20 protein-coding genes are annotated in these 24864 nt (G+C 42.6%); 6 read left to right on the forward strand and 14 right to left on the reverse strand.

What is annotated here, in order from left to right; all coding sequences use genetic code 11:
- Window positions 1–135: 135 nt before the first annotated feature.
- The 4 genes from H6G83_RS30760 to H6G83_RS30775 all read right to left on the reverse strand — a co-directional run bounded on the left by H6G83_RS30760 (window position 136) and on the right by H6G83_RS30775 (window position 4492).
- Window positions 136–636, reverse strand: a complete 501-nt coding sequence (locus H6G83_RS30760; protein ID WP_190479231.1) for an acyl-CoA thioesterase — start codon at window positions 634–636, stop codon at window positions 136–138.
- 403 nt (window positions 637–1039) lie between these two features.
- Window positions 1040–2014 carry a metal ABC transporter solute-binding protein, Zn/Mn family gene (locus H6G83_RS30765; protein WP_313937497.1) on the reverse strand — a complete coding sequence of 325 codons (975 nt, stop codon included), beginning with the start codon at window positions 2012–2014 and terminating at the stop codon, window positions 1040–1042.
- A gap of 266 nt (window positions 2015–2280) precedes the next feature.
- A complete protein-coding gene (locus H6G83_RS30770) occupies window positions 2281–3315 on the reverse strand; it encodes a WD40 repeat domain-containing protein (RefSeq protein WP_190479233.1) in 1035 nt (344 codons plus the stop codon).
- 205 nt (window positions 3316–3520) lie between these two features.
- Window positions 3521–4492, reverse strand: a complete 972-nt coding sequence (locus H6G83_RS30775; RefSeq protein WP_190479235.1) for a CobW family GTP-binding protein — start codon at window positions 4490–4492, stop codon at window positions 3521–3523.
- Window positions 4493–4831: 339 nt separating this feature from the next.
- Here H6G83_RS30775 and H6G83_RS30780 point away from each other — a divergent pair, with 339 nt between their 5' ends.
- Complete coding sequence (locus H6G83_RS30780) at window positions 4832–5335, forward strand: phosphate-starvation-inducible PsiE family protein (RefSeq protein WP_190479237.1); 504 nt, start codon at window positions 4832–4834, stop codon at window positions 5333–5335.
- Window positions 5336–5808: 473 nt separating this feature from the next.
- Window positions 5809–6939 carry a homocitrate synthase gene (gene nifV / locus H6G83_RS30785; protein ID WP_190479239.1) on the forward strand — a complete coding sequence of 377 codons (1131 nt, stop codon included), beginning with the start codon at window positions 5809–5811 and terminating at the stop codon, window positions 6937–6939.
- Between the two features lie 120 nt (window positions 6940–7059).
- Here nifV and H6G83_RS30790 read toward each other — a convergent pair whose 3' ends face one another.
- On the reverse strand, window positions 7060–8142 hold the full coding sequence (locus H6G83_RS30790) for an ATP-binding protein (protein ID WP_190479241.1): 1083 nt from the start codon (window positions 8140–8142) through the stop codon (window positions 7060–7062).
- A gap of 172 nt (window positions 8143–8314) precedes the next feature.
- On the opposite strand from H6G83_RS30790, the gene H6G83_RS30795 reads away from it, so the two are divergent.
- On the forward strand, window positions 8315–11062 hold the full coding sequence (locus H6G83_RS30795) for a cation-translocating P-type ATPase (RefSeq protein WP_190479243.1): 2748 nt from the start codon (window positions 8315–8317) through the stop codon (window positions 11060–11062).
- A 333-nt stretch (window positions 11063–11395) separates the two neighbouring features.
- Here H6G83_RS30795 and rd read toward each other — a convergent pair whose 3' ends face one another.
- The 5 genes from rd to plsX form a co-directional block, all read right to left on the reverse strand.
- Window positions 11396–12109: a rubredoxin gene (gene rd / locus H6G83_RS30800; RefSeq protein ID WP_190479245.1), complete on the reverse strand. Its 714-nt coding sequence runs from the start codon at window positions 12107–12109 to the stop codon at window positions 11396–11398.
- Window positions 12110–12598: 489 nt separating this feature from the next.
- Window positions 12599–13237 carry a lysophospholipid acyltransferase family protein gene (locus H6G83_RS30805; protein ID WP_190479247.1) on the reverse strand — a complete coding sequence of 213 codons (639 nt, stop codon included), beginning with the start codon at window positions 13235–13237 and terminating at the stop codon, window positions 12599–12601.
- Between the two features lie 109 nt (window positions 13238–13346).
- A complete protein-coding gene (fabD, locus tag H6G83_RS30810; RefSeq protein WP_190479249.1) occupies window positions 13347–14228 on the reverse strand; it encodes an ACP S-malonyltransferase in 882 nt (293 codons plus the stop codon).
- Between the two features lie 290 nt (window positions 14229–14518).
- Window positions 14519–15511 carry a beta-ketoacyl-ACP synthase 3 gene (locus H6G83_RS30815; protein WP_190479251.1) on the reverse strand — a complete coding sequence of 331 codons (993 nt, stop codon included), beginning with the start codon at window positions 15509–15511 and terminating at the stop codon, window positions 14519–14521.
- 81 nt (window positions 15512–15592) lie between these two features.
- Window positions 15593–16618 carry a phosphate acyltransferase PlsX gene (gene plsX, locus H6G83_RS30820; protein WP_190479253.1) on the reverse strand — a complete coding sequence of 342 codons (1026 nt, stop codon included), beginning with the start codon at window positions 16616–16618 and terminating at the stop codon, window positions 15593–15595.
- Window positions 16619–16819: 201 nt separating this feature from the next.
- Between plsX and H6G83_RS30825 the strand changes: the two genes are divergently transcribed.
- Window positions 16820–16966, forward strand: coding sequence for a hypothetical protein (locus tag H6G83_RS30825; protein ID WP_190479255.1), 147 nt, complete (start codon window positions 16820–16822; stop codon window positions 16964–16966).
- Between the two features lie 241 nt (window positions 16967–17207).
- On the opposite strand, the gene H6G83_RS30830 is transcribed toward H6G83_RS30825, so the two are convergent.
- Complete coding sequence (locus tag H6G83_RS30830; protein WP_190479257.1) at window positions 17208–18680, reverse strand: leucyl aminopeptidase; 1473 nt, start codon at window positions 18678–18680, stop codon at window positions 17208–17210.
- Between the two features lie 207 nt (window positions 18681–18887).
- Between H6G83_RS30830 and H6G83_RS30835 the strand changes: the two genes are divergently transcribed.
- A complete protein-coding gene (locus H6G83_RS30835; protein WP_190479260.1) occupies window positions 18888–19586 on the forward strand; it encodes a Uma2 family endonuclease in 699 nt (232 codons plus the stop codon).
- Between the two features lie 21 nt (window positions 19587–19607).
- On the opposite strand, the gene H6G83_RS30840 is transcribed toward H6G83_RS30835, so the two are convergent.
- The 3 genes from H6G83_RS30840 to H6G83_RS30850 all read right to left on the reverse strand — a co-directional run bounded on the left by H6G83_RS30840 (window position 19608) and on the right by H6G83_RS30850 (window position 22740).
- Window positions 19608–20654: a hypothetical protein gene (locus H6G83_RS30840; RefSeq protein ID WP_190479262.1), complete on the reverse strand. Its 1047-nt coding sequence runs from the start codon at window positions 20652–20654 to the stop codon at window positions 19608–19610.
- 138 nt (window positions 20655–20792) lie between these two features.
- Entirely contained in the window at window positions 20793–21623 is an 831-nt protein-coding gene (locus H6G83_RS30845) for an alpha/beta fold hydrolase (RefSeq protein WP_190479264.1), read from the reverse strand.
- 391 nt (window positions 21624–22014) lie between these two features.
- A complete protein-coding gene (locus tag H6G83_RS30850; protein WP_190479266.1) occupies window positions 22015–22740 on the reverse strand; it encodes a lysophospholipid acyltransferase family protein in 726 nt (241 codons plus the stop codon).
- 379 nt (window positions 22741–23119) lie between these two features.
- Between H6G83_RS30850 and metG the strand changes: the two genes are divergently transcribed.
- The gene (gene metG / locus H6G83_RS30855) at window positions 23120–24712 is read left to right on the forward strand and encodes a methionine--tRNA ligase (protein ID WP_190479269.1); all 1593 of its coding nucleotides are present in this window, start codon (window positions 23120–23122) and stop codon (window positions 24710–24712) included.
- The last annotated feature ends 152 nt before the right edge of the window (window positions 24713–24864 follow it).

Below are 24864 nucleotides of genomic sequence, written 5' to 3' on the forward strand. Positions count from 1 at the left end.
CATTGTCGCCTTGTTACTTGGTCAACCTTTGCCTGTTGGTAGCTTCTTCCCTGAATCTTGGAGAAGCCCCACCGCTTTCTCTTCTGCTTAAACAAAAAACCTGCCCTTGAAAGGTCCCCAGTCCCCAGTCTCTCATCAATTATTGTGTAGAGCAGAAATCTTTGCTAGGGCATCCTTAACGCTTGTGGGTAACTGGCGCATAATTTTGCCTCTCTCTTTATCTAACGCGACTAGTGTCACCTTGGCAGTAGCGAATAGCTGCTGTCCATCTGTGGAAACAATTGCATAATCCCAGTTGATGCGGACACCTGTCACATCAACCATGCGGGTTTTAACCACTACAGCCATACCTAATGCGATCGCTCGATGGTAGCGTACAGTAAGTTCTACCACAGGTAAGTCACAGCCCAAAGCAACTAAATCAGCAAACTCGATCCCGATAGAACGTAAACATTCTACTCTGGCTTCTTCCATCCAAGTTATATAACTGCCATGCCAAACAATACCTGCATAGTCAGTGTGGTGGGGATGAACTTTTACAGGATACTCAAACCAACTCTCGAACTGACGTAGTGATGCAACTTCAATCGCATCAGTAGGTGGCAATTGTGCTTGATTAGATTGTTCTTCAGACATATTTTAGTTACTCGGCAGTTAAGTTTTTCCACATCTGGAATATAGCAGGGGACAGGGGACAGGGGACAGGTGACAGCTTTAAAAGCCCTTTGGTAGAAGGATTTTATGATTTATCTATTCTCATATCTTGCACCACTCTGTTATTGCGAAAATCGCAGCCCGAAACCCTTATGATTTCGTAGGGTGGGCATCGCCCACCACTAGTTTATTGAGAAGGTGCAAGATGTCAGTATTGCTAATACCAATTCTCTGTAATGATGCACTTAATAAAATGTTGTTCCTTTGTACCTTCTCTAGGAGACGCTACGCGAATGCGTCTTTGGGTGAGCTTAATAATCTAGAGTATTAAGTTGTCACCTATCACCTGTCACCTGTCACCTGTGTTTCTTGAAACTAACCCCGACTAATTTCGGGCTTTGGGTTGAAATATTAAATATGTTCCGCCTAACCCTTCAACAATTGTCCTTGTGTTAGCAACCATCATATTCTGATAGGTGTCACCATCACTGGTTGGTTCTCCCAGTCCTTGAGTATATAATTGCCGTTGTGATAAATTGACTTGCGCCTCTGTAGCGACAGATTCCATCACCTTGGATGTATCTAACATATCTGCAAAAATAGTCGGCACGTTACTTTTCTGCACAAACTTAACCAAATTTTTAACTCGTTGTTCTGTTGCTTGTGCTTCGCTACCTAGAGTAACTGAAGGAATACCATAAGCTTTTGTGTAATAATCTATAGCATTACTAGTTGTGATTAATCTACGCTTTTCTTTAGGAATAGTAGCAACTTTTAATTTAATCCACTTATCCAACTGGGTAAGTTCACTTTTAATTCTTTTTGTATTTTCATTATAAATGTTGGTATTGCTGGGTTCTAACTTATTCAAGTTACTATTGATGACTTCCAGCATTTTGCTAGCATTCTTGGGATTATGCCAAATATAAGGATTATTGACTCTACGACCGTTTGCTATAAATTGTTGTGGCTTAGGAACTGCAATTTGACTCACAGCAATTTTAGATGCGGAGTTTTTTGTAGCCTTGATTTGTTTGATTAATTGTGGTTCCAAATTATAACCATTATATAATATAAGATTAGCTTGTTCAATAGCGCTACTATCTTCTGCATTTGCTTGGTAAGTCTGGGGGAATTGGTTAGGGGGAATTAAGCAGATGAGGTTAATTGTATTTTCGGCAATTTGTCTAGTTAAATCACACAGTACAGTTGTAGTTGCGACAACTTTGGGAAGATTTTGATCAACTACATTAGTAGCCTGAGTGATGGATGTGTTTGTAGTTTGATTTCTACACCCAAAAAATCCACTGACGAAGATGACTAGGAGAAGCTTTAATAATAACGGGTGACTGGATGTTATTCCTTTGATTGCGGGTGATGCGCTGCCTGTGTGTTTGCTTTTAAGGAATGCTTGGCTAATGAATTTTATGGCATTATTCACTGGTGCTAACTGGATAAAAATAATAATATTGATTAAGAGAATTATATAGTATTTGTAATTGATTTAGAAAAGACCGGGGTAGACAATGCCTAACCTATAGAAAATCATCCGACAAAGGTAATTGTTAAGAGCCAAAACAATTACCTATTACCTATTACCAGAGATGTGAATTGTTTGTAAATTAATTACCCTTTTGACCAAATAAGCAATTCCCCTTTTTCACCACCTGCGGCTAATAGTTTACCTTGGGGATGCCAGGCTAGGGTAGAGAAACCATCAGCAACGCCTGTGAGAATTTGCGATACTTGCTTGGCTCCTTTCCATAGACACAACCAGCCATCAGTTGCGGCTGAGGCGAGTGTAAAGCTTTGAGGTGCAAAGGCGATTGCATTAATCACACCCACATGATTAGTCAAAACTTGTGCTTCCCATCCCAAGTTTTCATCCTCTAGTTTTTCCCAAACTACAATACCTTCCACACTAGAAGAGGCTAGTATAGGCGCACCTACTTTGTTGGTGAGTTCTGACCATGCTAGTTGACGAATTTTCCCAGGGAAACCACGCATCACCCAAGGGTCGGGATTATTCCATTCCAATACGGTGACACTACGATCCATATTTCCAGATGCTAAGAATCTACCATCAGGCGACCATGCCATAGTCACACTCACAGTAGGCATATCTAAAATATAAGGTTCTTCGTCCCAATCTTCAGCTTGCCAGATTTTCACACCCTTGTTACCAGCGATCGCTAAATATTTTCCATCAATGCGCCAATCAATACTCAACGCCGATGAGTCAGCAAAATTTAGGGTAGTGACAACCTCACCCGCCTCAGCATCCCAAACCTGTACATAGCGCCCTAAACTAAAAGCCAAATGGTTATTAGCATAACTCCAAGCTAACTTGTCCACCCATGCAGGCGCATTTTCTAAAGTGGCGACTAATTCCTGTTCCCGCCAAATCTTCACCCGGCCATCTTGTCCACCAATAGCCAAAAATTTGCCATCACGGGAGAAAGCCAGACAATCGACAGATTGACCATTACCAGTTTGCAGCGTTGTCAAAACACCATCCTGCCAAATTACCACCTCCCCAGCCGCCGAAGCTGCGGCTAAGGTATCTCCTTGGGGACACCAAGCGATCGCAGTTACATATTCTGCCAGTGTCCCAGAAAAATGTTCTTCAAATTCCTTAGTATTGCTGATTGTTGGTTTCATAGTGTCGGGGATTGGGGGAAGGGGAAAGGGGTAAGGGGGAAGGGGGAAGGGGAAAGGGGAAAGGGGAAAGGGGAAAGGGGAAGGGGGAAAGGGGAAAGGGGGAGTAATTATTTTCTCCTCTGCTCCCCTGCTCCCCTGCTCCCCTGCGCCTCTGCTCCCCTGCTCCCCTGCTCCCCTGCTCCCCTGCTCCCCTGCTCCCCAGCCCCTAAACTAAACAAGCAAGAAAATCCTGCTTAAGTTGGGCTTCGTTTAAATTGCGACCGATGAAGACTAGTTCGTTTTTGCGTTTTTCGGTTGGTTTCCACGGGCGATCGGGTCTACCATCAAATATCATATGTACCCCTTGGAAGACAAATCTATTATCTTCACCAGCAATATTTAATATACCTTTCATCCGGAAGATATCCGGGCCTTGGGTACGCAATAATTCAGATAGCCAAGCGTTTAATTTTTCGCCGTCGAGTTCCCCTTCTTGGACTAAAGCCACAGAAAAAACTGTATCATCATGTTCGTGGGCATCTTCGCCTAAGAAATTTGGATCTATTTCCAAAGCACGGTCTAAATCAAAGGCTTTCACACCCAGCAAAGCGTCCATTCCTAATTCGGAATTACGGGTGCGGTAGATTTTTGCCATTGCATTCATTGACCGAATCCGCTTTTCTAATTCATCTAATTCTGTTGGGGTAACTAAATCAGTTTTATTAAGTAAAATTACATCAGCAAAGGCAATTTGTTCTTGGGCTTCGTCTGCGTCCCAGTGTTGCCAGATATGCTTGGCATCTACTACTGTCACTACTGCATCTAAAGCTAGTTGACTTTGCATATCTTCATCTACAAAGAATGTCTGAATCACTGGCGCAGGATCAGCCAATCCTGTAGTTTCAATTACTAAATGGTCAAACTTATCACGGCGCTTCATTAAATTACCGATGATGCGGATTAAGTCACCGCGAACCGTACAACAGATACAGCCGTTGTTCATCTCAAAAATTTCTTCATCTGCATCGATAACTAATTGGTTATCAATGCCTACTTCCCCAAATTCATTGACAATCACGGCAACTTTTTTACCATGCTCGTAAGTGAGAATGTGATTGAGTAGAGTTGTTTTACCTGCTCCTAAATAGCCAGTCAGAACAGTAACGGGAACTGAATCTGCAACTACGTCAGCTACCATACTATCAAAGCCTCTTATCTTACCAAATGGATAATCATTATCACCTATAATAGTCTGTTTTATATTTTTGTGCTAACATAACGATTTTTAAATTTACTGTAGGGCGCTGCAATGCCCACCAAGACAATGATACGGCGCTGCACTGTCCACCCTACATATCTTTCAAAAATCAAGTATGAATCCTATAGAGAATGTAAAATATATTAGTATCTTTAATTACATTAATTTTATTTTCTTGATAAAATATTCTTAATTAAGAAAATTGTCTTTTTGTTTATAAAATTAATTTTTGAGGTTGCTTATGATGAATTTAGTTAATTCATAATTATTACTGATTGTATGCCTAAAGAAATAATTAGACATATAAACACCTGGTTTAAGAGGGATAAAATTGTCAGCAATCTAGAATTTTTTCAGGATATTATTATTATCTCGCTATGTTTGGGCTTGTTTTGGATAATGCTCCTGCGTTTGGCGGATATGTTCTTATCTTTTTTACATCCGCTTGATTTGCGGGAAGTAACATCTGATATTTTGTTTATTTTGATTTTAGTAGAGCTATTTCGCTTATTAATTGATTATTTACAGACACAAAAGATATCAGTAGGAGCCGCCGCAGAAATTACCATAGTTTCGGCATTGCGAGAAGTAATTATCCGTGGAGTATTAGAAATACCCCGTGACCAAATTATAGGTATTTCTATATTTCTCTTAGTTTTGTCGGGTATTCTGATAGCGTTACCTTGGATATCCAAATTTTTTGATCATGTGAGAATTACTGAATATGAAAGCCATGAAGATAGCAAAGAAATATTATCTCGTGAATCGATTCATGGGAATTAAAAATTAAGCAGATTGTTAGGCGATCGCCATAAGTACAGCAGGTAATTCATCCAGAGTATTTTCGGCAGCTTAATTCTAGCTTATATTTCAAGATAAATCCCCCTGTGGGTCAGCAGACAAGGATGTAAAGAAATATTTTTTGTCAAGCCTCTAGTCTCTAACCTCTAACTCCTCTTTTCCAGCTAGCAAAAATCACCAATTAAATAATTATGTCCACAGTGTGCATAAACTTATGAAGGTGTTATGTTAAGACTTACATCTAGTCAAAAAAATAAGAATTGGTTGAAAAGATTGGCTAATTTGTCGTACCAAATTCTGCACCTTAATTAATTTAAGTGTTTTGCATTGGTAATGAGATTTACTCAACTTGGGTGAGCAATTCGTTTACTTTTATTGTATCCTTTGTCAGATTCCCTTGGCAATTAGCCATCAGGTGAATAATCTACCTCTGTTTCCTCGGAGACATTTTGCAAATGAATAAAGTGCTAATTAATGACACTACACTACGTGATGGAGAGCAAGCGGCTGGGGTTGCTTTTAGCGTAGAAGAAAAAATAGCGATCGCGCTTATTCTTGATGCTATCGGTGTGCATGAAATTGAAGTAGGAATACCCGCAATGGGTAAAGCCGAACAACAAGCGATCGCCAATATTGTTAACTTAGATTTGCAAGCACATCTACTAGGTTGGAACCGCGCTGTTATTGCCGATATCCAAGCTTCCATAGCCTGCGGTTTGCAGCGAGTACATATCTCTGTTCCCGTTTCGGCAATTCAAATCAAAGCTAAATTCCAAGGACGCTCTTCAGTCGTTTTGCAGAAACTCCATGATAGTATTAGCTTTGCCGTTGATCATGGTTTATTTGTTTCCATCGGTGGCGAAGACTCATCCAGAGCCGAAGAAAGCTTTCTACTTGATTTAGTCCAGGTGGCTCAAGAATGGGGCGCATCAAGATTTCGCTTTTGTGACACAGTAGGTATTCTCGACCCTTTCACAACTTACAACAAGGTTAGACAATTGGTGACATCTTTAACAATACCTGTAGAGATGCACACTCACAACGATTTTGGTTTAGCCACAGCCAACGCCCTCGCCGGGATTAAAGCAGGTGCTTTATCAGTAAATACTACAGTTAATGGTTTAGGAGAAAGAGCTGGTAATGCTGCTTTGGAAGAAGTGGTTATGGCTCTCAAGCATTTATATCAATATGATTTAGGAATTGATACAAAACGTTTATTGGAAATCTCTCAATTAGTAGCATCAGCATCAGGTTATCCTGTACCACCTTGGAAAGCAATTGTGGGTGAAAATACCTTTGCTCACGAATCAGGGATTCATGCTCATGGTGTACTACAAAATCCCCATACCTACGAACCCTATGCACCAGAAGAAGTTGGTAGAGAGCGCCGTTTAGTTGTTGGTAAACATTCTGGTAGGCATTTATTATCTAGTATCTTGGAGCAACATGGCATTGTTCTTAATCAAGAAGAAACTCAATCCGTTCTAGATGCAGTTAGACAAGAATCTGTAGAAAAGAAACGCAGCCTCACCCCTCAAGAACTGCTGCATTTAGTCCAAACACGACAACATTCTTGGGCTAGTTGATATCAAGTTCTGCTAATTGCTGACGATATAGTTGCTAAGGTTGGTAATAGGTAATAGCGAATGGGTAATTGTTTTCTAAAATACCCATTACCAATTACCCATTACCCATTACCAGCCCCTTCAACTTAACCTTTGTCGTAACCACAAAGCCAATAACGGCATTGCCAATTTATAACCTTGCTCTGCACCATAAATTAATCCCTTGTGATGCAATCCTGTGAGCGCACCTTGGAGACTTCCGCCTCTGGAAAGTCCATGTTTTTGAATATAATCTCTGCTTTGGGGTTTTTCTGTAGGGTCTACCGCTAAACATTCCAACAGATGTACCTGATTTGCTGGTAGTAACATCAATAAAGATTCATAAGTCATCGATAAATCTTTGAGTAGTCCTTCAATTGCTTGCTTTACGTCAGCTTCAGTAATTAAGCTATCAGGATTACAGGATGTTTTCAGGCGGCGAATTAGCGCCATCGCATCACCAATGTGTCCTTGTACTGCATCTGAAAATAATTGCAATGCTTGGGAACGAGAATCAAAGGTGAGTTGGGCTGTATGTAATATTTCCCTTGCCCAGACTGCTAATACATCACGGCTGAGGGGTGGTAATTGTATAGTTTCTAAATGATTCTGCTCATCTGGGGAATAATTGCCTGTCTCGGCGATAGTGGCGACTAAGACATAATTAACATGGGTATCTTGGTTGATTTTATTCCTGAATGCCATTTCCCATAAATTGTGACGATCCCAAGAACGAATATGTGGGAAACTCTGTAAAATTACCACCACCCGCTTATCTACATCAACAGCCATGATTTGTGGTAATTGCAACAACAATTCAAAGGCTTGCCATAGTTGCTTTTGGTTGAGAGAACGTATCAATTTGAGTTTAGTTTCTGCATCAAAGACGAAAAACTCACTCTTCTTTTCCGCCACCCAATCCTGAATTTTCTCTGCTTCCCAGTTTTGGCTAATCGCTTCGGCTAGTAGCTGTAAAAATCGCTCTCCATCTGTGGCGCGGATGCAGTCTATATCTAGCGCGATCGCACCCACTTCCACCACACCCCACCGCACTAGGGTACGCCTACCACTACCAGGTACTCCGGTAATTAATAAGTTACCATCCTGGGCTAGCGTTTCTACAATGCGCTGAAACTCTACAGAACGCCCTATCAGTTGTAATGGGGTAGATAAATCCAGACTCACAAGTTTTTCGCTTTCGGTTTCATCCCTAGTTTAAGGGAAAGCAAGGTCAATTTTTCGCCACCCATTAGCTTAAGTAATGATAATCATTAGATTTTATTGGTTCTAAATCTTATACAACACTAATTTATAGTGTTAAATTATTAGTAACACTCTTTACAAGAATTTAATAATTATGGTTAAAGCTGTAGCTACCGTTGCACCAGGAGAGAAACAGCCGACAATTTGGCACGCCTTAGAGATAGACGAAGCGATCGCTCGTTTGCACACTGATGCAGAAACCGGGTTAAGTAGCCCCCAAGTCATACAGTTATTCAATAAAGTCGGTGCAAATGAACTGACAGGAAAGAAAAGTAAGCCTTGGTGGTTGAAGTTTCTCCTGCAATTCAATCAACCGCTATTAATTATCTTGTTATGTGCTGGGTTGGTAAAAGCAGTAACGGGTAGTTTTGTCAATGCTGGGGTGATTTGGGGTGTGACAACCACCAACGCCATTATCGGATTTGTGCAAGAAGCCAAAGCCGAAGGTGCGATCGCCGCTTTAGCCAAAGCCATCACCACAGAAGCCACCATCATCCGCGACGGACAAAAAATCCGCATCCCCTCACGAGACTTAGTTCCCGGTGATATCGTGCTATTGACTTCCGGCGATAAAGTCCCCGCCGATTTACGCCTGATTCAAGTGCGGAACTTGCAAATCGATGAATCGGCTTTGACTGGTGAATCTGTAGCAGTAGAAAAAAATACATCCATCTTGCAACCAGATACAGGATTAGCAGAACGCCTTAACATGGCTTATGCGGGAGGCTTCGTCACCTTCGGACAAGGGATTGGTGTTGTCGTAGCTACAGGCAATAATACAGAAACTGGGAAAATATCCCAGTTAATGGAGCAGCATACAGATATTTCCACACCATTAACCAGGAAATTTGATAAATTTAGCCACAATTGGCTATATATGGTACTTGGGTTAGCCGCCCTATGTTTTACTGTAGGGTTAGGTTTTAGAGGGTTTAACGAAGCTTTAGAAGCAGCAGTAGCTTTAACCGTAAGTGCCATTCCCGAAGGCTTGCCAGCAGTAGTAACTGTTACCTTAGCTATTGGTGTTTCCCGCATGGCAAAACGAAATGCGATTATTCGCAAACTCCCGGCTGTGGAAACCTTGGGTAGTGCGACTGTGATTTGTTCCGATAAAACCGGGACATTGACAGAAAATCAGATGACAGTACAAGCCATCTATGCGGGAGGACATCAATATACAGTAACTGGTGTGGGTTATGCACCCGATGGGGAAATTCTCAGAGATGAGAAACCCGTAAATTTAAACAGTGACAAGGGATTGCAAGAATGTCTGATAGCCGGCTTACTTTGTAACGATTCGCACCTAGAGAAAAAGCAAGGTAAGTGGGTAGTCATGGGAGATCCCACCGAGGGAGCGTTAATTGCATCGGCGAATAAAGCCAATTTTAGCCAGCCGACGTTAGCTAAACAAATGCCTAGACTAGATGGAATTCCCTTTGAATCTGACTATCAATATATGGCTACCTTGCATCAGACACCCACAGGTAAAACTATCTATGTGAAAGGTTCTGTAGAGGCTATTCTCCAACGCTGCAACCTGATATTAAATACCGATGGTCAGCCTCGTCCTTTGGATTGTGTGGAAACCTTAAAACAAAGTTCCATCGAACGAGAAGTGAATATTATGGCGCGTCAAGGCTTACGGGTGTTAGCCTTAGCCAAAAAACCAGTTAGTAATGAACAAGATGCGGTAGATCATCTAGATATAGCTGATGGGTTAATTTTCTTAGGCTTGCAGGGGATGATTGATCCACCCCGTGAGAGTGCGATTAAAGCGGTGCAAGCTTGTCAAACAGCCGGGATTCAGGTGAAGATGATCACCGGAGATCATGCTGTGACAGCGCAGGCGATCGCACGGAGGATGGGAATCAACAAAAATGGCTCAGTTCTGGCTTTCACAGGTGCAGAACTAGCCAAAATGGATCAAGCCGAACTCGCCCAAGTTGCTGAGGAAGGGGTAGTTTTTGCCCGTGTTGCGCCAGAACAAAAACTGCGCCTAGTCGAAGCCTTACAATCGAAAGGCGAAGTTGTCGCCATGACTGGGGATGGTGTCAACGATGCACCCGCCTTAAAACAAGCAGATATCGGGATTGCAATGGGTGGCGCAGGTACAGAAGTAGCCAAAGAAGCCGCAGATATGCTACTTACCGATGACAATTTCGCCTCCATTGAAGCGGCGGTAGAAGAAGGACGTTCTGTATATAAGAACCTAATTAAAGCAATTTGTTTTATTCTCCCTGTCAATGGTGGGGAATCAATGACAATCTTAATTAGTACATTATTGGCGAGAGACTTACCGATTTTATCCTTACAAGTCCTCTGGCTAAATATGTTGAACTCCATCACCATGACAGTACCTTTGGCATTTGAACCGAAGGCGCAAAACGTCATGGAACAAGCACCCCGTCATCCCAACGAACCCTTACTATCAGGGAGTCGTATTCAACGCATTTTAGCAATTTCTCTATTTAACTGGATTGTGATATTTGGGGTATTTGAATACATCCGTCAAACCACAGGTAATCTAGATTTAGCCAGAACAATGGCAATTAACTCTTTAATTGCTGGCAGAATATTTTACCTATTAAGTATTAGCCAATTAATCCCCAATCTCATCGCCAAAATGGATGGAACCTTGAAAGAAAACGTGGATATTCCCGCCATTGGTTTTGGCATTCTTGGGGCAATTCTCTTACAAATTGCCTTTGCTCATGTGCCATTAATTAATGAAGTCTTTGAAACAGCGCCCTTGACTTTACAGCAGTGGTTATTCTGTTTAGGTGTAGGTTCACCGATGATTTTATGGGCTACAGTTGTCAACCGTTTAGATCCGCCCAATTAATATCAAGTCCGGCTAATTACTTACGATATGCTTGATTTAGTGGGTAATGGGTAATGGGTAATAGGTAATTGGTAAGGGTGCAGGGGTATAGGGGTGTATGTGTTCAAAACCCTTACCCCCCTACACTCAGTCTCAACAGACAACCTTAGTGTGTAAGTCCTTTGACTCTAAGAGGATGTTTGGAAAGTCGAAAAGTATACTAATGACCCCTCTCCAAACCTCTCCCCTAAAAGGAGAGAGGCTTTAAAACCCCCATTCCCTTGTAGGGAAGGGGGGCTGGGGGGTTAGGTCATTAACATTTTGATGTCAGTAATAATACTTTTCAAACATCCTCTAAGCAGCGATTTTTTCCTCAAGTGGTTTAAAAGTCTTTTTAGTAGCACCACAAATTGGACAATACCAATCATCAGGAATATCTTCAAATGGTGTACCGGGTGCAATACCAGAATCGGGATCACCAGCTACAGGATCGTAAATCATACTGCATAGTTTACAAATCCATTTGCGGGTGCTGGGGTCTGTACCTGCTACTCTGGTAACAGGTTGTCCACCATTTAATACTTCTAAAGCTTCAGCGTAGCGATCGGCGTGGTAATTTTCGATAAATTTTAATAAACCAAAGCGGTGTGCTGCGTCGCGGAAGATGTTGGCGTGTTCGCTAGATTCTTGCGCTTGTTTGAGGAATTCCTCAGCCGCCGGATGATCGCGATCGCTCTGAGCAGCTGCGGCGAACTCAGGATACATTGTAGTATACTCGTAAGTCTCGCCCTCAATTGCCAAAGACAAGCAACGAGAGACAATTTCTCGCTTTTGTTCGTCCGTCAAAGCAGCCGCATCTTTGACAACCAGTTCTGGGTGTAGTAATTCAAAATGGGCAAAAGCGTGTTCTGTTTCTTGTTCTGCGGTTTCGCGGAATAGTTTCGCTAAATCTGTAAATCCCAGCTTACGCGCTACATCAGCAAAAAACAGATACTTGCGATTAGCCATCGATTCGCCACCAAAGGCAGCTTCTAAGTTTTGCAGTGTGGTAAAGTTCGATAAATCCATAATTTTTGGATGCAGTGATATGGTGTTACATAGCAGGTTACAGGTGATAGGGGACAGGTGACAGCTTCAGCGCCTGTACCTTGTCCCCTGTTACTTTTATGGGCAAATACTTTTTATTTACCTGCTTTGCTAGCGAAAACAGGACAATTATGCAGTTAAAACAGATAGATTGCCACTTTATTGTAGTATTTCTACTAGCGTGACCGGACTAATTTTGTGCATTAGCTAACAATCTATCATCTTGTTCATCTGCGTACCCTGCGGGAAGGCTGCGCCAACATCTGCGTTCATCTGCGTTCAATTTTTCCCAAATCTATTACCACATTTTAGTCCGGTCACGCCACTACTGGACTGTCTAGACTAAATTTGTGCATTAGCAAACTCTTGTGGGATGGGCATCTTGCCCGTCCAGTGCAGGCAAGATGCCTACACCACAAGAAAATTTTTTGCAACATTTTAGCCCGGTCACGCCACTACTCTTAAATCTAATTACCGTCCTAAATCGTGCATTTGGTTAATTACGGTAGTACATTTTTGTGTTATAACTTCTAGCTCTTCCTTATTTGTAGAAGTAGGCGTATCAATTAAATTGCCAATTCTCACCGTCAGAGGAACTGCACGGGGTAAAGACGAGCCTTTTTGTAAAATCTTCTCCGATCCCCACAAACACACGGGCAATATGGGTGCTTTTGCCTTAGCGGCTAACAGTGCTGCGCCTCTTTTGGGGTCATGAATGCGTCCATCTGGGGTGCGAGTACCTTCTAAGAATACACCCACAGCCCAGCCATTTTCTAGATATTCTAGAGCTGAACGGATGGCATTGCGATCGGCGCTTCCCCGGCTGACTGGATATGCACCATATAATTTAATCGCCTGTGCCAAAACAGGAACTTCAAATAATTCTTGCTTGGCCATGTATGCGACTGGACGACGTACACAGTTGGAGACAATTGGCGGGTCAAAATAGCTAGCATGATTACTCACAACTACTAACGGGCCAGTTGGGGGGACATTTTCCACACCATAAATTCGACCCCGGAAGTAACCGTGCAGCATTGGACTAACAATCGACCACTTAAAGGCATGGTAAAGTGCCAGACTAATTAAAGGTTCACGGGTTCGAGACATAGGGGATTGGGGATTGGGTACTGGGGATTGGGGAGATGAGGGAGATGAGGGAGATGAGGGAGATATAAATTCTCCCCCTGCTCCCCCTGCTCCCCCTGCTCCCCAGTCCCTAATTTGGCAATTCCGCAGCGTTACGGACGTTTGTTAAAATTAAATCAGCAATGGTACGTTTAATTAAACCAGTGAGTACGTTACCTGGGCCGATTTCTACTACTTTCTCAATACCTTGTGCTGGTAATGCTAAAGAAATTTCTCGCCAGCGTACTGAACCAGTCATTTGCTGAGTGAGTCGTTGTTTTAAAATTTGGGCATCAACTGCCGGTTCTGGTTCGACGTTGGATAATACAGGTACAGTCGCTGTTTGAAATTCTATACTTTCCAATATATCTTGGAACTCTGCCGCCGCCGCCGCCATTAGGTGTGAATGAAATGCGCCAGAAACTTTTAAGGGTAAAGCACGCTTGGCTTTTACTTGCGTCATCACAGTTTGTACTGCTTCGGGTGTACCGGAAATGACAACCTGTACTGGACTATTATCATTTGCCAAGACTACATCAGGGGTCTGGGCAATTATTGCTTCTAACTTTTCGCGGTCAAAATTGATCATAGCCGCCATCAGTCCACCTGCGGCACTATCCATGAGTTCAGCGCGACGCTTCACCAGTTCTAAACCAACCGACCATTCAAATACACCAGCAACGTAAAGGGCAACATATTCTCCCAAACTATGACCCGCCACTAAATCTGGTTGTTGTCCTCGTTCCCGTATCAAGTCTGCTAGGATACTCTCGACTACGTAAAGACAAGGCTGAGTGTAGAGTGTCTGTGATAATTTTGCTTCTTCGTTTTGGCAAATTTCACTAACAGACCATCCTAAGATGGCCTCAGCTTGAGCAAATTTTTCCTGAACACTTGGTATATCTAATAAGTCTTTTCCCATTCCCAGGGTTTGAGAACCTTGTCCGGGAAATACCCATGCAGTTTTTGTCATTGGTCATTAGTCATTAGTCATTAGTCATTAGTCATTAGTTCATAGTCCATAGTCCATAGTCAATAGTCCATAGTTATTCTCCTCTGTCCTGTGGGTGTAGCGTCTGTTTGCAACACTACGCGAACGTAAAGGGGGAGTGGCTTGTAGCCGTAAGAATGGACAGTCAACGGTTAGGGACTTCCAGAAATTAAATTATTCAATGACTGAAGGCTGAGAAACTGATTATATTCTTCCTCCCCTGCTCACCAAAGTGATTTTATATTTTTTTAGTTGCAAGTCCTTAACAGTTCCTACTTTCCCCATTGAAAGATGGCTGCACCCCAACTCAAACCAGCGCCAAAGCCAGATGTAGCAATGATATCGTTAGGTTTAATTTTGCCTTGTCGCACGGCTTCGTCTAAGGCTATGGGAATGGAAGCGGCGGAGGTATTACCGTAATTAGCGAGGTTGCTGATTACTTTGTGGTCAGGAATATTTAGGCGTTCGGCTACCGCATCGATAATGCGTTGATTTGCTTGATGCAGTATTAACCAATCGATTTGATCAACAGTTATTTGAGCTTGAAATAAGGCTTTATCAATGATTTCTGGAACTTTTTGGGCTGCGAAGCGGTAAACTTCTTTGCCATTCATGGTTATAGGTTGATAAGTGCCTTGAGCTACGTTGACGTTGGGGATAATTTCTTGGGAATTACCTTGATAGGTGAGGTTAAGATGATGGTTTTGTGTACCATCACTTTTGAGAGCAAAACCTAATAGGCGATCGCTTTCGTTGGCTTGCAATACCACGGCTCCTGCACCATCACCAAATAACACACAAGTGCGTCTGTCTTGCCAATCTACCCAGCGAGAGAGGATATCACCCCCAATCAACAGTACATTCTGATATACACCAGTTTTTATATATTGGGCTGCTGTGACTAGACCGAATACGAAGCCAGAACAAGCGGCTGTTAAGTCAAAGGCAACAGCTTGGGTAGCTTCTATCGCGGCTTGAACTTTACAGGCAGTACCAAACAAGTCGTCTGGGGTGGATGTTGCCAGTAAAATCAAATCTATGTCAGTTGCACTGATCCCCGCCGCCGAGATCGCCCCTCTACTCGCCGCCGCCGCCAGTTCAGTTAAGGATTCAGTTGGTTGGGCTAACCGCCGTTGACGAATCCCCGTTCTTGTGCTAATCCACTCGTCTGATGTCTCAACCAGTTGGGTTAATTCCTGGTTGTGAAGGGAAGTTTTTGGTACTGCTGAACCACTTCCTGTAATTGCGATGCCTAAATTTTGCACTCCTAGTCTCCCAAGCTATGAGTTATTAGTCATTAGTTATTAGTCATTAGTCATGAGACTAATAACAGGTAGAGCTAATGACTAATCACTGCTGTTGTGTAAAATTTCGTATTGGGATTGCAGTTGTTGCATCACCTGATTGTCTACAGCTTCTTTAGCCATGCGGATGGCGTTGAATACTGAAGGTGCTTGAGAGCTACCGTGTCCGATGAGACAAACACCTGATACCCCTAACAGTAAAGCACCACCGTGTTCGGCGTGATCCATACGCTGCTTAATTCGCTTCAGGTTAGGTTTTAAGATGGCTGTCCCGATTTGACCGTGTAGTCCTTGGGGTAATTCTTCCCGTAGTATTTGCAGAATTACACCGCCGACCGCTTCAGCAAATTTTAGTAAAATGTTGCCGACAAAGCCATCGCAGACAATCACATCAAATTCACCGGAGAGTACATCTCTACCTTCGGCGTTACCAATAAATTGGATATGGGGATTTGCCCGTAACAGTTCATGAGTACGTAGGGCTAATTCATTGCCTTTGGTGTCTTCTTCACCAATATTTAACAAACCCACTTTAGGTTCGTCTGTGCCTAATACGTACTTACTGTATGTAGATCCTACAACAGCAAACTGTTCTAAAAACTTGGGACGGCAGTCTACATTAGCACCAACATCGAGTATCAATACAGGTTTACCAGCTTTGACTGTTGGAAAAACTGTCCCAATTGCTGGACGGTCAACTCCTGGTAATCGTCCCAAGCGAAGCAAAGCTGATGCCATAGCTGCACCAGAATGACCAGCAGAAAATACTGCATCCGCCTGTTGCTGCTTGACTAAATCCATCGCCACATTAATCGAAGCCTTGCGCTTGCGTCTTACCGCATTCAAAGGCTCCTCATCCATTGCGATCGCTTCCTCGGTAGGAACGATCTCCACCCGCTCCAAATTAGTTTTTGGTGGCAAGGCTGAGGCAATTTGTTGGGGATCACCCACCAACAGGACTTTTACACCCAATTCTTCGCTAGCTCTGACTGCGCCAGCTACGATTTCGTTGGGTGCGTGATCCCCTCCCATTGCGTCAATTGCTATCCGTACACCAGTCGATCCCATTGCTCAGAGCTTCTAGAAACCTTACAAATTTTACCAGATGGCTTGGCTGAAAAATCTTAACTTTACGAGTCGTGATGCGTAAAGCCCCCAAGTATGAGGCACACAACCAATAAGTTTTGTGTCTCATACGTCCTTGAGGTGGGGGTAAAGCGCGAATGACCGAACGCCACTTGCTACAAGTCGGCAGAGCGCAAGAGCGCAGTGGCTCATTTATTCGGTCGTGATGGTGGTAGAATCGAATTATCCACAACACAGGCAGAGTCTCACCGAAAGGGAGGAACCTGTCTCGAAATGGGTGGCACAGTGTTTTTCGCCGTCGGGCAGCCGGTGTATGCTTGCGGAGGGTAAAGTAATCTGAGATGTTGCTTTGTGGATTATTCCTTGGGGCATTTTGGATCTCCCTGTGAGGCAAGAATCCCCGAAATTCTATTTCGGGGAGTGTCAATAACTACCGCATAGTTGTTGTGACTATTGCAACAATTTTCTCCGGCAAGCTAAGGATAGCATGAAATGCTGGGGACTGGGGAGTTCAGTGAACAGTGAACAGTTACCAGTTATCAGTGAACACTAATTGATAACTGATAACTGATTAACTCAATACCCAATTAACCAACAACCTCACGCCGTAGCCGGTTGCGCCTGGGCCGTTGTAACCGTTTTCTTTGTCTGACCAGACTGGGCCAGCAATGTCTAAGTGCGCCCACTGGGTATCTTTGACAAATTCCTTGAGGAACAAGGCGGCTGTGATCGCACCGCCAGCACGTGGCCCGGTGTTCTTCATATCGGCAATGCCAGATTTTAGCCCTTCAAAATATTTTTCTTCCATTGGCATCCGCCACAGCTTTTCGCCAGACTCGCTAGAAGCTTGCTCTAGTTGCGTGGCTAAAGCATCATCGGGAGTATATAAACCAGCAATATCTTCACCCAAGGCAGTGATGTTAGCACCGGTGAGGGTGGCTACATCAACGATCGCATCTAAACCCAATTTATCGGCATATACTAACGCATCAGCCAGGGTTAAACGCCCTTCAGCGTCGGTGTTGTTGACTTCGATTGTTTTGCCATTTGAGGCGGTGAGGATGTCTCCAGGGTGCATAGCCTTACCGCTAATCATGTTTTCGGTGACGGCAGAGATGAAGTGAACTTCTACATCTGGCTTGATTTGGGCAATGGCTTTGGCTGCGCCTAATGTGGCGGCGGCCCCACCCATATCCGTTTTCATGGTTTCAATACCGCTACCTGCACCTTTAATATTCAGTCCACCGGAATCGAAAGTTAAACCTTTACCAATGATGGCGACTCTGCGCTTGGGTGCGCCTTCTGGTTTGTAGGTGATGTGAATGAATTTAGGCGGCAAATCTGAGGCTAAAGCAACTCCTAAAAATGCCCCCATACCTAGCTTTTCACATTCTTCCCGCTCTAATATTTGCAGTTGCAAACCGTGGTCAGTGGCAATTTGTTGAGCAGTTTCTGCCATAGTAATTGGGGTGACGCTGTTGGCGGGTGCGGCTACTAATTGCCGAGCCAAAATTACCCCTGATACGATTTGGTTGGCGCGGTTGATGACTGCTTCTTGTCCGGTAAAACCCAGTAGTTCGACAGTTTCAACTGTAGAATCTTTATCTTCTGGGTCTGATTTAAAACGATTATCTTGATATAGGGCTAGTTGTACACCTTCAGCAATGGCTTGGGCTGAGGTTGTGGGATCATTGTTCCACAAGGGAAAACTCAAGCCCAGAACTTTGCTTTTTTGTTTTTTAGCTACCCTACCTACAGCCGCCGCCGCCCGTCGTAAGCTTTCGGTTTTGAAGGCTTCAGTTTTACCTAAACCTACCAAAATGATTTTTTTTAATGAATTACCAGTACCGACGCGGGTAAAGACTGTGGTGTTGGCTTTGCCTGTAAATTCTTCTTCGGCAATGATTTCTTTTAAAATGCCGGCAAATCTCTCATCTAAACTCGCCAGTTCACCAGTTAACTCGACTGCATCTTCAAATAATGCGATCGCCAAACTATCGCCCGCCCATTCTAGCAGAGGCTTATCACTTAATTGAATTGCCATGTTGGAATTTTGCCTATATATGCCTTCTTGTACCAGTATTGCTCAAAATTTTTGTTTCAGGATAGGGGGCAATCAATTCAAAATTCAAAATTCAAAATTCAAAATAAAAGAATTTTAGAAGTGAGGGAAAATAACTATGGACTGTTGACTATGGACTAATGACTAATGACCATATAATTAAAATTATCCTTCTGTATGGCGTAACTTATGACTTCAGCCTTATCCCCAAACCAACGGGCAGAAGTATTCTATCCGAGTTCTGATGGCGAACCTGTGGCGGAAAGCTATGCTCATTTGTGTGTTTTGCTGGCGACGTTGGAAATTTTGCGCCAGTATTTGCAAGGACAACAAGCTACAGTCCTCGCTAATCAGTTTCTTTACTACTCTGAGGGTTTTCCCCGGTTGCGGGTTGCACCTGATGTGATGGTAATTTTTAATGTCGCACCTGGGGGACGGGATCACTATAAGGTTTGGGAAGAGGGCGAGGTTCCTGCTGTCATTTTTGAGATGACTTCAGCAGGGACGAGAAACCATGACCAGGAATTTAAGAAAACCCTATATGAGCAACTTGGTGTAAAAGAATACTGGCTATTTGATCCCAGAGGTGAATGGGTGCAAGGACAGTTGCAGGGTTATCGGTTGCGGAATAATATATATGAACCCATTACAGATCATCGCAGTGAACCCTTGGGGCTGCGCTTGCAAGTGGAAGGGGAATTAATCGCTTTTTACCGGGAAGATACGGGGGAAAAGCTACTAAATCCCACAGAACAGGCGCAAGCACTCCGGGAAGCACAGCAAAGGGTTGATGCAGAAGCTTTAGCTAGACAGCAAGCAGAACAACAGGTAGAACAGTTGAAAGAACGACTGCGATCGCTCGGTGTCGATCCAGAGGAGAATAGTTAACTGTTGACTATTGACTATTGACTATTGACTAATATTAAATTTCTTGGCGATCGCACTAATAATCTCTTGTTCAACTGGTGTACTCTGTTTGTCAAGTTGGGCGATTTTGCGACATTGGGCTAGTAGGGGGATGGCAAAATCACGGTTTAATTGGTTCAGCAGTTGGTCTAATGGTTGGGGTGATTTAATATTTTCCTTGATGGCTTCTAAGGATGCGGGGCTGAGGTTCGCGGCTTGTAAGTCTGGTAAAATTTGTTCCCAGGTTTTTTCGGGATGGCTGGCGAGGATCATGTGAACGAGTATTTGATCCATGATCGCTTGTTGGGCGATCGCTTTTTCCATATATTTCTCACTCTCGGCTTTGAGGTTTGCCAATGTTTCTGGAGAATCAATCTCAGTTGCATCGTCTAACTTGGCTTCATAAAACCGACAAGCTGCATATCCTAATGAATAACACATTGTGGCATTGGAACTAGCGGCGATCGCTGCACCCGCAAAGGGTATATTTCGCAAAAAAGCTAATCCTGCTGCTTTCAGGAGGTTATTTCCACCCAAGCCTAGACCAAAAATTGTCAACAGTTCCCCTTTCCTGGCGGGGTCTTTTAAGTCCATCCCATACACAGCCGCAATTTCATACAGCATTTCTGTCTGCAATTTCATTGTGGCGGCTACGTCAACTGCCAACAAAGCTGCGGCTACTCCTGGTAAAATACTACTGGCAAACCCTACCCCACCGGATTTCGTAGCTTTATCCACCATGATGCGGTGAGCAATTTGGCTGGGTGATTCTTGGGGATATTGTTGCTTGAGTTTGTTAACTGATGCGGCTACTTTTTCTATATCTACGTTATCACTTGCACCAATTAGCCAGTTAAGATTTAAAACACCTGATACTTTTCTAATTAGCCAATTGTCACCCAAACCATTGATAAATTGACCAGTAATTTGTGTTCCTTGCTCAAATAAATTTTGTGTTTGTTTAACTGTAGCTTGCCCAAATTGAGCAAAAGCATCAAATAAAGAGGGTATATTAATATTTTCTGTTTTTGCTGGTAATTTATCTGACATAGGTTCTCTTCCTGATCAGCGCTTCCTTTTGGTTGTAGCTAATCTGTGAAAGCTTCGACATCTGCCAATTAGGACAGTTCTCTGTACCTCTGGGTTTAATATTTTTACCACAGAGACACAGAGACACAGAGAAGAAATTTACAGATGTTGCTGAGGGATTTTGAGATGAGGTATTTTGGGACTTTTAACTTCTAAGAAGTTATTAAGCTGCATAATTTCGTAGAGGTTGACATCTTCCTCTAGTAAGCAGGCGTGTCCACTATCGGGTAGAATTACTGGTTGGGAATTGGGAATGATATTTGCTAGGCGGGTAATTTCGTTTACCGATGGTAGTAGGCGATCGCTTCCACCTGCTATTAATAATGTTAATTGCGTTAAAGAGCGTAATTGCTCATCTTCAATATCAAATTCTCGCAATAAAGATAAGCGCCATACTACTGTCTCTGCTGGGACATAACGCATGGTTTTTAACAATTCGTGGCGAATATTGTCGGATATTCGTTGCAAAGATGCTAAAAAGGGTAATAATCCTAGTGCGCCTACATCATATAAGCATTCTGGCACTAATTCTACCAGTTGAGACAGCCAATCTAACCAAGGACGCAGTTTAAAGGCGGAAGCGGGATTAATTAAAATCAGACGTTTAAATAATTTTGGTGCTTTTATGGCGACTTTCATCGCCAAGCAACCGCCAAAGGACTCACCACACAAGTAAACTACTCTCTGGGAGCTTTTTTCCAATTCTGTATGAATTAAGTCTAAAACGTTATTTGTTAAGGTATCCCAGCCTGTGAGGTCTTGGCGGGGGATCGCTAAACAACGGACATCAAACCCTCTTTCTAACCCCGCAGTTTGCGATCGCAATAATTGACCAGTCCCATCCATTCCTGGTAAATAGACGAACAACGGATACTCTGGTTGTATGCGTCTCGGAGTCAGGAAACAGGGTTTTAATTCAACTTCTGGCATTTTTAAATTTAGATTTTATCTAACGTTTTTATAAACTTTACTCTATCAACAGAGTATACTTTGTCTAACTGGGACAATCCCAGCATCAAGCTTGGTTCTGAATGCACTGTTAGGGGACAGGTTACAGGTTACAGGTTACAGGTGAGAGGAGAAATATCGGTATCCTGAGTCTTGGCAAAAGTAAATTACGATGCTTATAGTTCAGTTAAAATCATAGCTTGGCGGTATAAATTTTATTTAAAGATACTTTGATTAATGCCACTTAATAATAAGTATTTTTTGAATTATTGATGAGTATCCCAAAAATAAATATATAAATAATCAAATTTGTTCTTTACGTAGATTACATAACAGCTATTCAAAATTCCCCAGTCCCCAGTCCCCTATCACCTCAATAACACCCCTGGTATAATAACTTAGAAATTTCATCATGACAGTGTGTGGTTAGTTCAGCCACAACATTTTTCGCCTGTTTGCCGTGATATTGGTGGTGATGATGGGGTGTAATCCAGTAAGGACGACCGATTAAGATAGCCACCCGATGATAGACTACCAATGGATGCCAACCGTATTGATTAAATAATGGTTCGGAAGGATCAAACAGACTCAACAATTTTAGGGGAAATGCCGCAGTGTTACTTTCTTCTAAGGATGCGATCGCCACTGGTAAAACTGCCAAATCTTGCACCTGAGAACGTAGCGCTAGATGAGCGAAGCCGCGACGAAATTCACCTACCCTATTGGCTGGTGTATATTTTACCATCGGATCAGCCCCCTCTGGAAATACTCCTACCATCTGCTTTGATTGTAGTAGCCTTTGTGACTGGGTAAAAAAGCTTTGCTGGCGGTTTTGATTTTCTTCCAAAGGAAAGCAACCCAATTGTCCTGTAACAAACTCTCGCAATATTGGCACTTGTCCCATATAGTGATGGCAAGCAAAGCGAATTGGGCTTGATAAAGCCGCCATTAACACCAGTGCATCCATAAAACTGCGATGATTGCTCACTATTAACAAACTAGCATCTTGGGGGATGCGATCCTCGTAATAGCGAAAAGTTCTAGTAGAGAGTGCTGTTAGGAATGTCCGAGAAATATCTAAGGAGTTATTTACACTCATATCTGATTAATATGTTTTTTTGGGAAAATATCGCAGCTGATCTTGATTTAATTTTTACATTTCTTTACCAATGTCATGACCGCCTTAAGGTAGAAATGTCTTATTTACAAAAGCCATCAAATTACTCAATTTGCCGGATTTGTATTCTCTGTCACGATAAGCTTCATGAAGCCATTCTCCGAGAATATTAACAGTTGATTTCAGCCTTTCATTCAACATTAGGTGGAATTATAGATATTACGAAATAATTCTTGGGGTAGGAAATTTGCTACTATTAAAGGGTTCTGGGAAAAAATGGGGGTAATGTTATATAATTGCGTCGCTTTGCTAACAGAAGTTAAGATATAAAACGTTTTTATAAGTAAACTTTTTATTTTGCATGACTCTAGTGAATCAAGTAAAAAAGACATTTGCTCTAACCACACCTCTGTATTATGTAAACGATGTTCCTCACATTGGTAGCGCTTACACAACAATAGCAGCAGACGCAGTAGCTCGATTTCAGAAGCTACTAGGGCGTGAGGTACTGCTGATCACAGGTACAGATGAACATGGGCAAAAAATTCAGCGTTCAGCCGAGAGTTTAGGGAAAGCGCCACAAGAGTTTTGTGATAGTGTTGTCCCTAGCTTCATGAGTTTATGGGAATTACTGAATATTCGCTACGATCGCTTTAGTCGCACCTCAGCTGTCCGTCACCACGCCATTGTCAACGAATTTTTCGCGCGGGTATGGGAAGGTGGCGACATCTACCAAGGGCAGCAGAAAGGGTGGTATTGTGTATCTTGTGAAGAGTTTAAGGAAGAACGGGAACTCCTAGAAGGAAATCGTTGCCCTATTCATGTCAATAAGGAAGTGGAATGGCGAGACGAACAAAACTACTTTTTCCGTCTCTCCAAATATCAAACCCAATTAGAGGAGTTTTACCAGTCTCACCCCGACTTTATCCAGCCAGAAAGCCGCCGCAATGAAGTTCTGAGCTTTGTCAGCCAAGGTTTGCAAGACTTTTCGATTTCGCGGGTGAATTTAGATTGGGGTTTTCCCATACCCACCGACCCCAAACATACCATATATGTATGGTTCGATGCCTTGCTGGGTTATGTCACAGCATTATTAGACCCCCAAGATGAACCCACCCTAGAAAATGCACTGGCGAAATGGTGGCCGATGAACTTACACCTCATTGGTAAGGACATATTACGCTTTCATGCGGTATATTGGCCTGCAATGCTGTTATCTGCTGGTTTACCTTTACCTGATCGCGTTTTTGGACATGGCTTTTTAACCAAAGATGGGCAAAAAATGGGCAAAAGTCTGGGTAATACAGTAGATCCCGTAGGTTTAGTTCAGCAGTATGGAAGTGATGCAGTTCGTTATTACTTCCTTAAGGAAATCGAGTTTGGCAAAGATGGCGATTTTAATGAAGTTAGATTCATCAATGTACTAAATGCAGATTTAGCGAATGATTTGGGTAATTTGCTTAACCGCACCTTAAACATGGTGAAAAAATACTGCGCTGATTACGCGCTATCAATTACCAATGAGGATATTCCGGCGGAAAACAGTTTGAAAACACTAGGTTTAAATTTAGGAGAAAAAGTCAAACAAGCTTATGAAGTGTTAGCTTTTAATCAAGCTTGCGAACTTGTACTGTCCTTAGTGCAAGCCAGCAATAAGTTTATTGATGAACAAGCGCCTTGGACATTATATAAACAAGGGCGACAGCAGGAGGTGGAAACGGTACTATACACCGTTTTAGAATCTGTGAGACTCGCAGCTTATCTACTTTCGCCAGTAATTCCCAATATCAGTAGCAGTATTTATCAGCAACTGGGCTTTGGAATTGACTTCAACGCACAAACAGATATTGCTCCTTTTGAGATGCACTCACAATGGGGCTTGCTATCTCATCAACAAAAATTGGGTCAACCCCAACCCATTTTTAAACGCATAGAAGCAACAAAAAAAGTTTAACTGTTTTTAATTTTTGATTAAAGTCAATTCAGTTCATCTTAATTCTTTCTTCCAAAAATTAACGGGGCTGAACCTTATATTAGCCCCGAAACATTAACATAAGCTGATTTTGCCAACCAAAATTGATTAATAAATATCAAAAATAACAAGGA

This window comes from Anabaena azotica FACHB-119, assembly GCF_014697625.1.
GTDB classification, from domain to species: domain Bacteria; phylum Cyanobacteriota; class Cyanobacteriia; order Cyanobacteriales; family Nostocaceae; genus Trichormus; species Trichormus azoticus_A.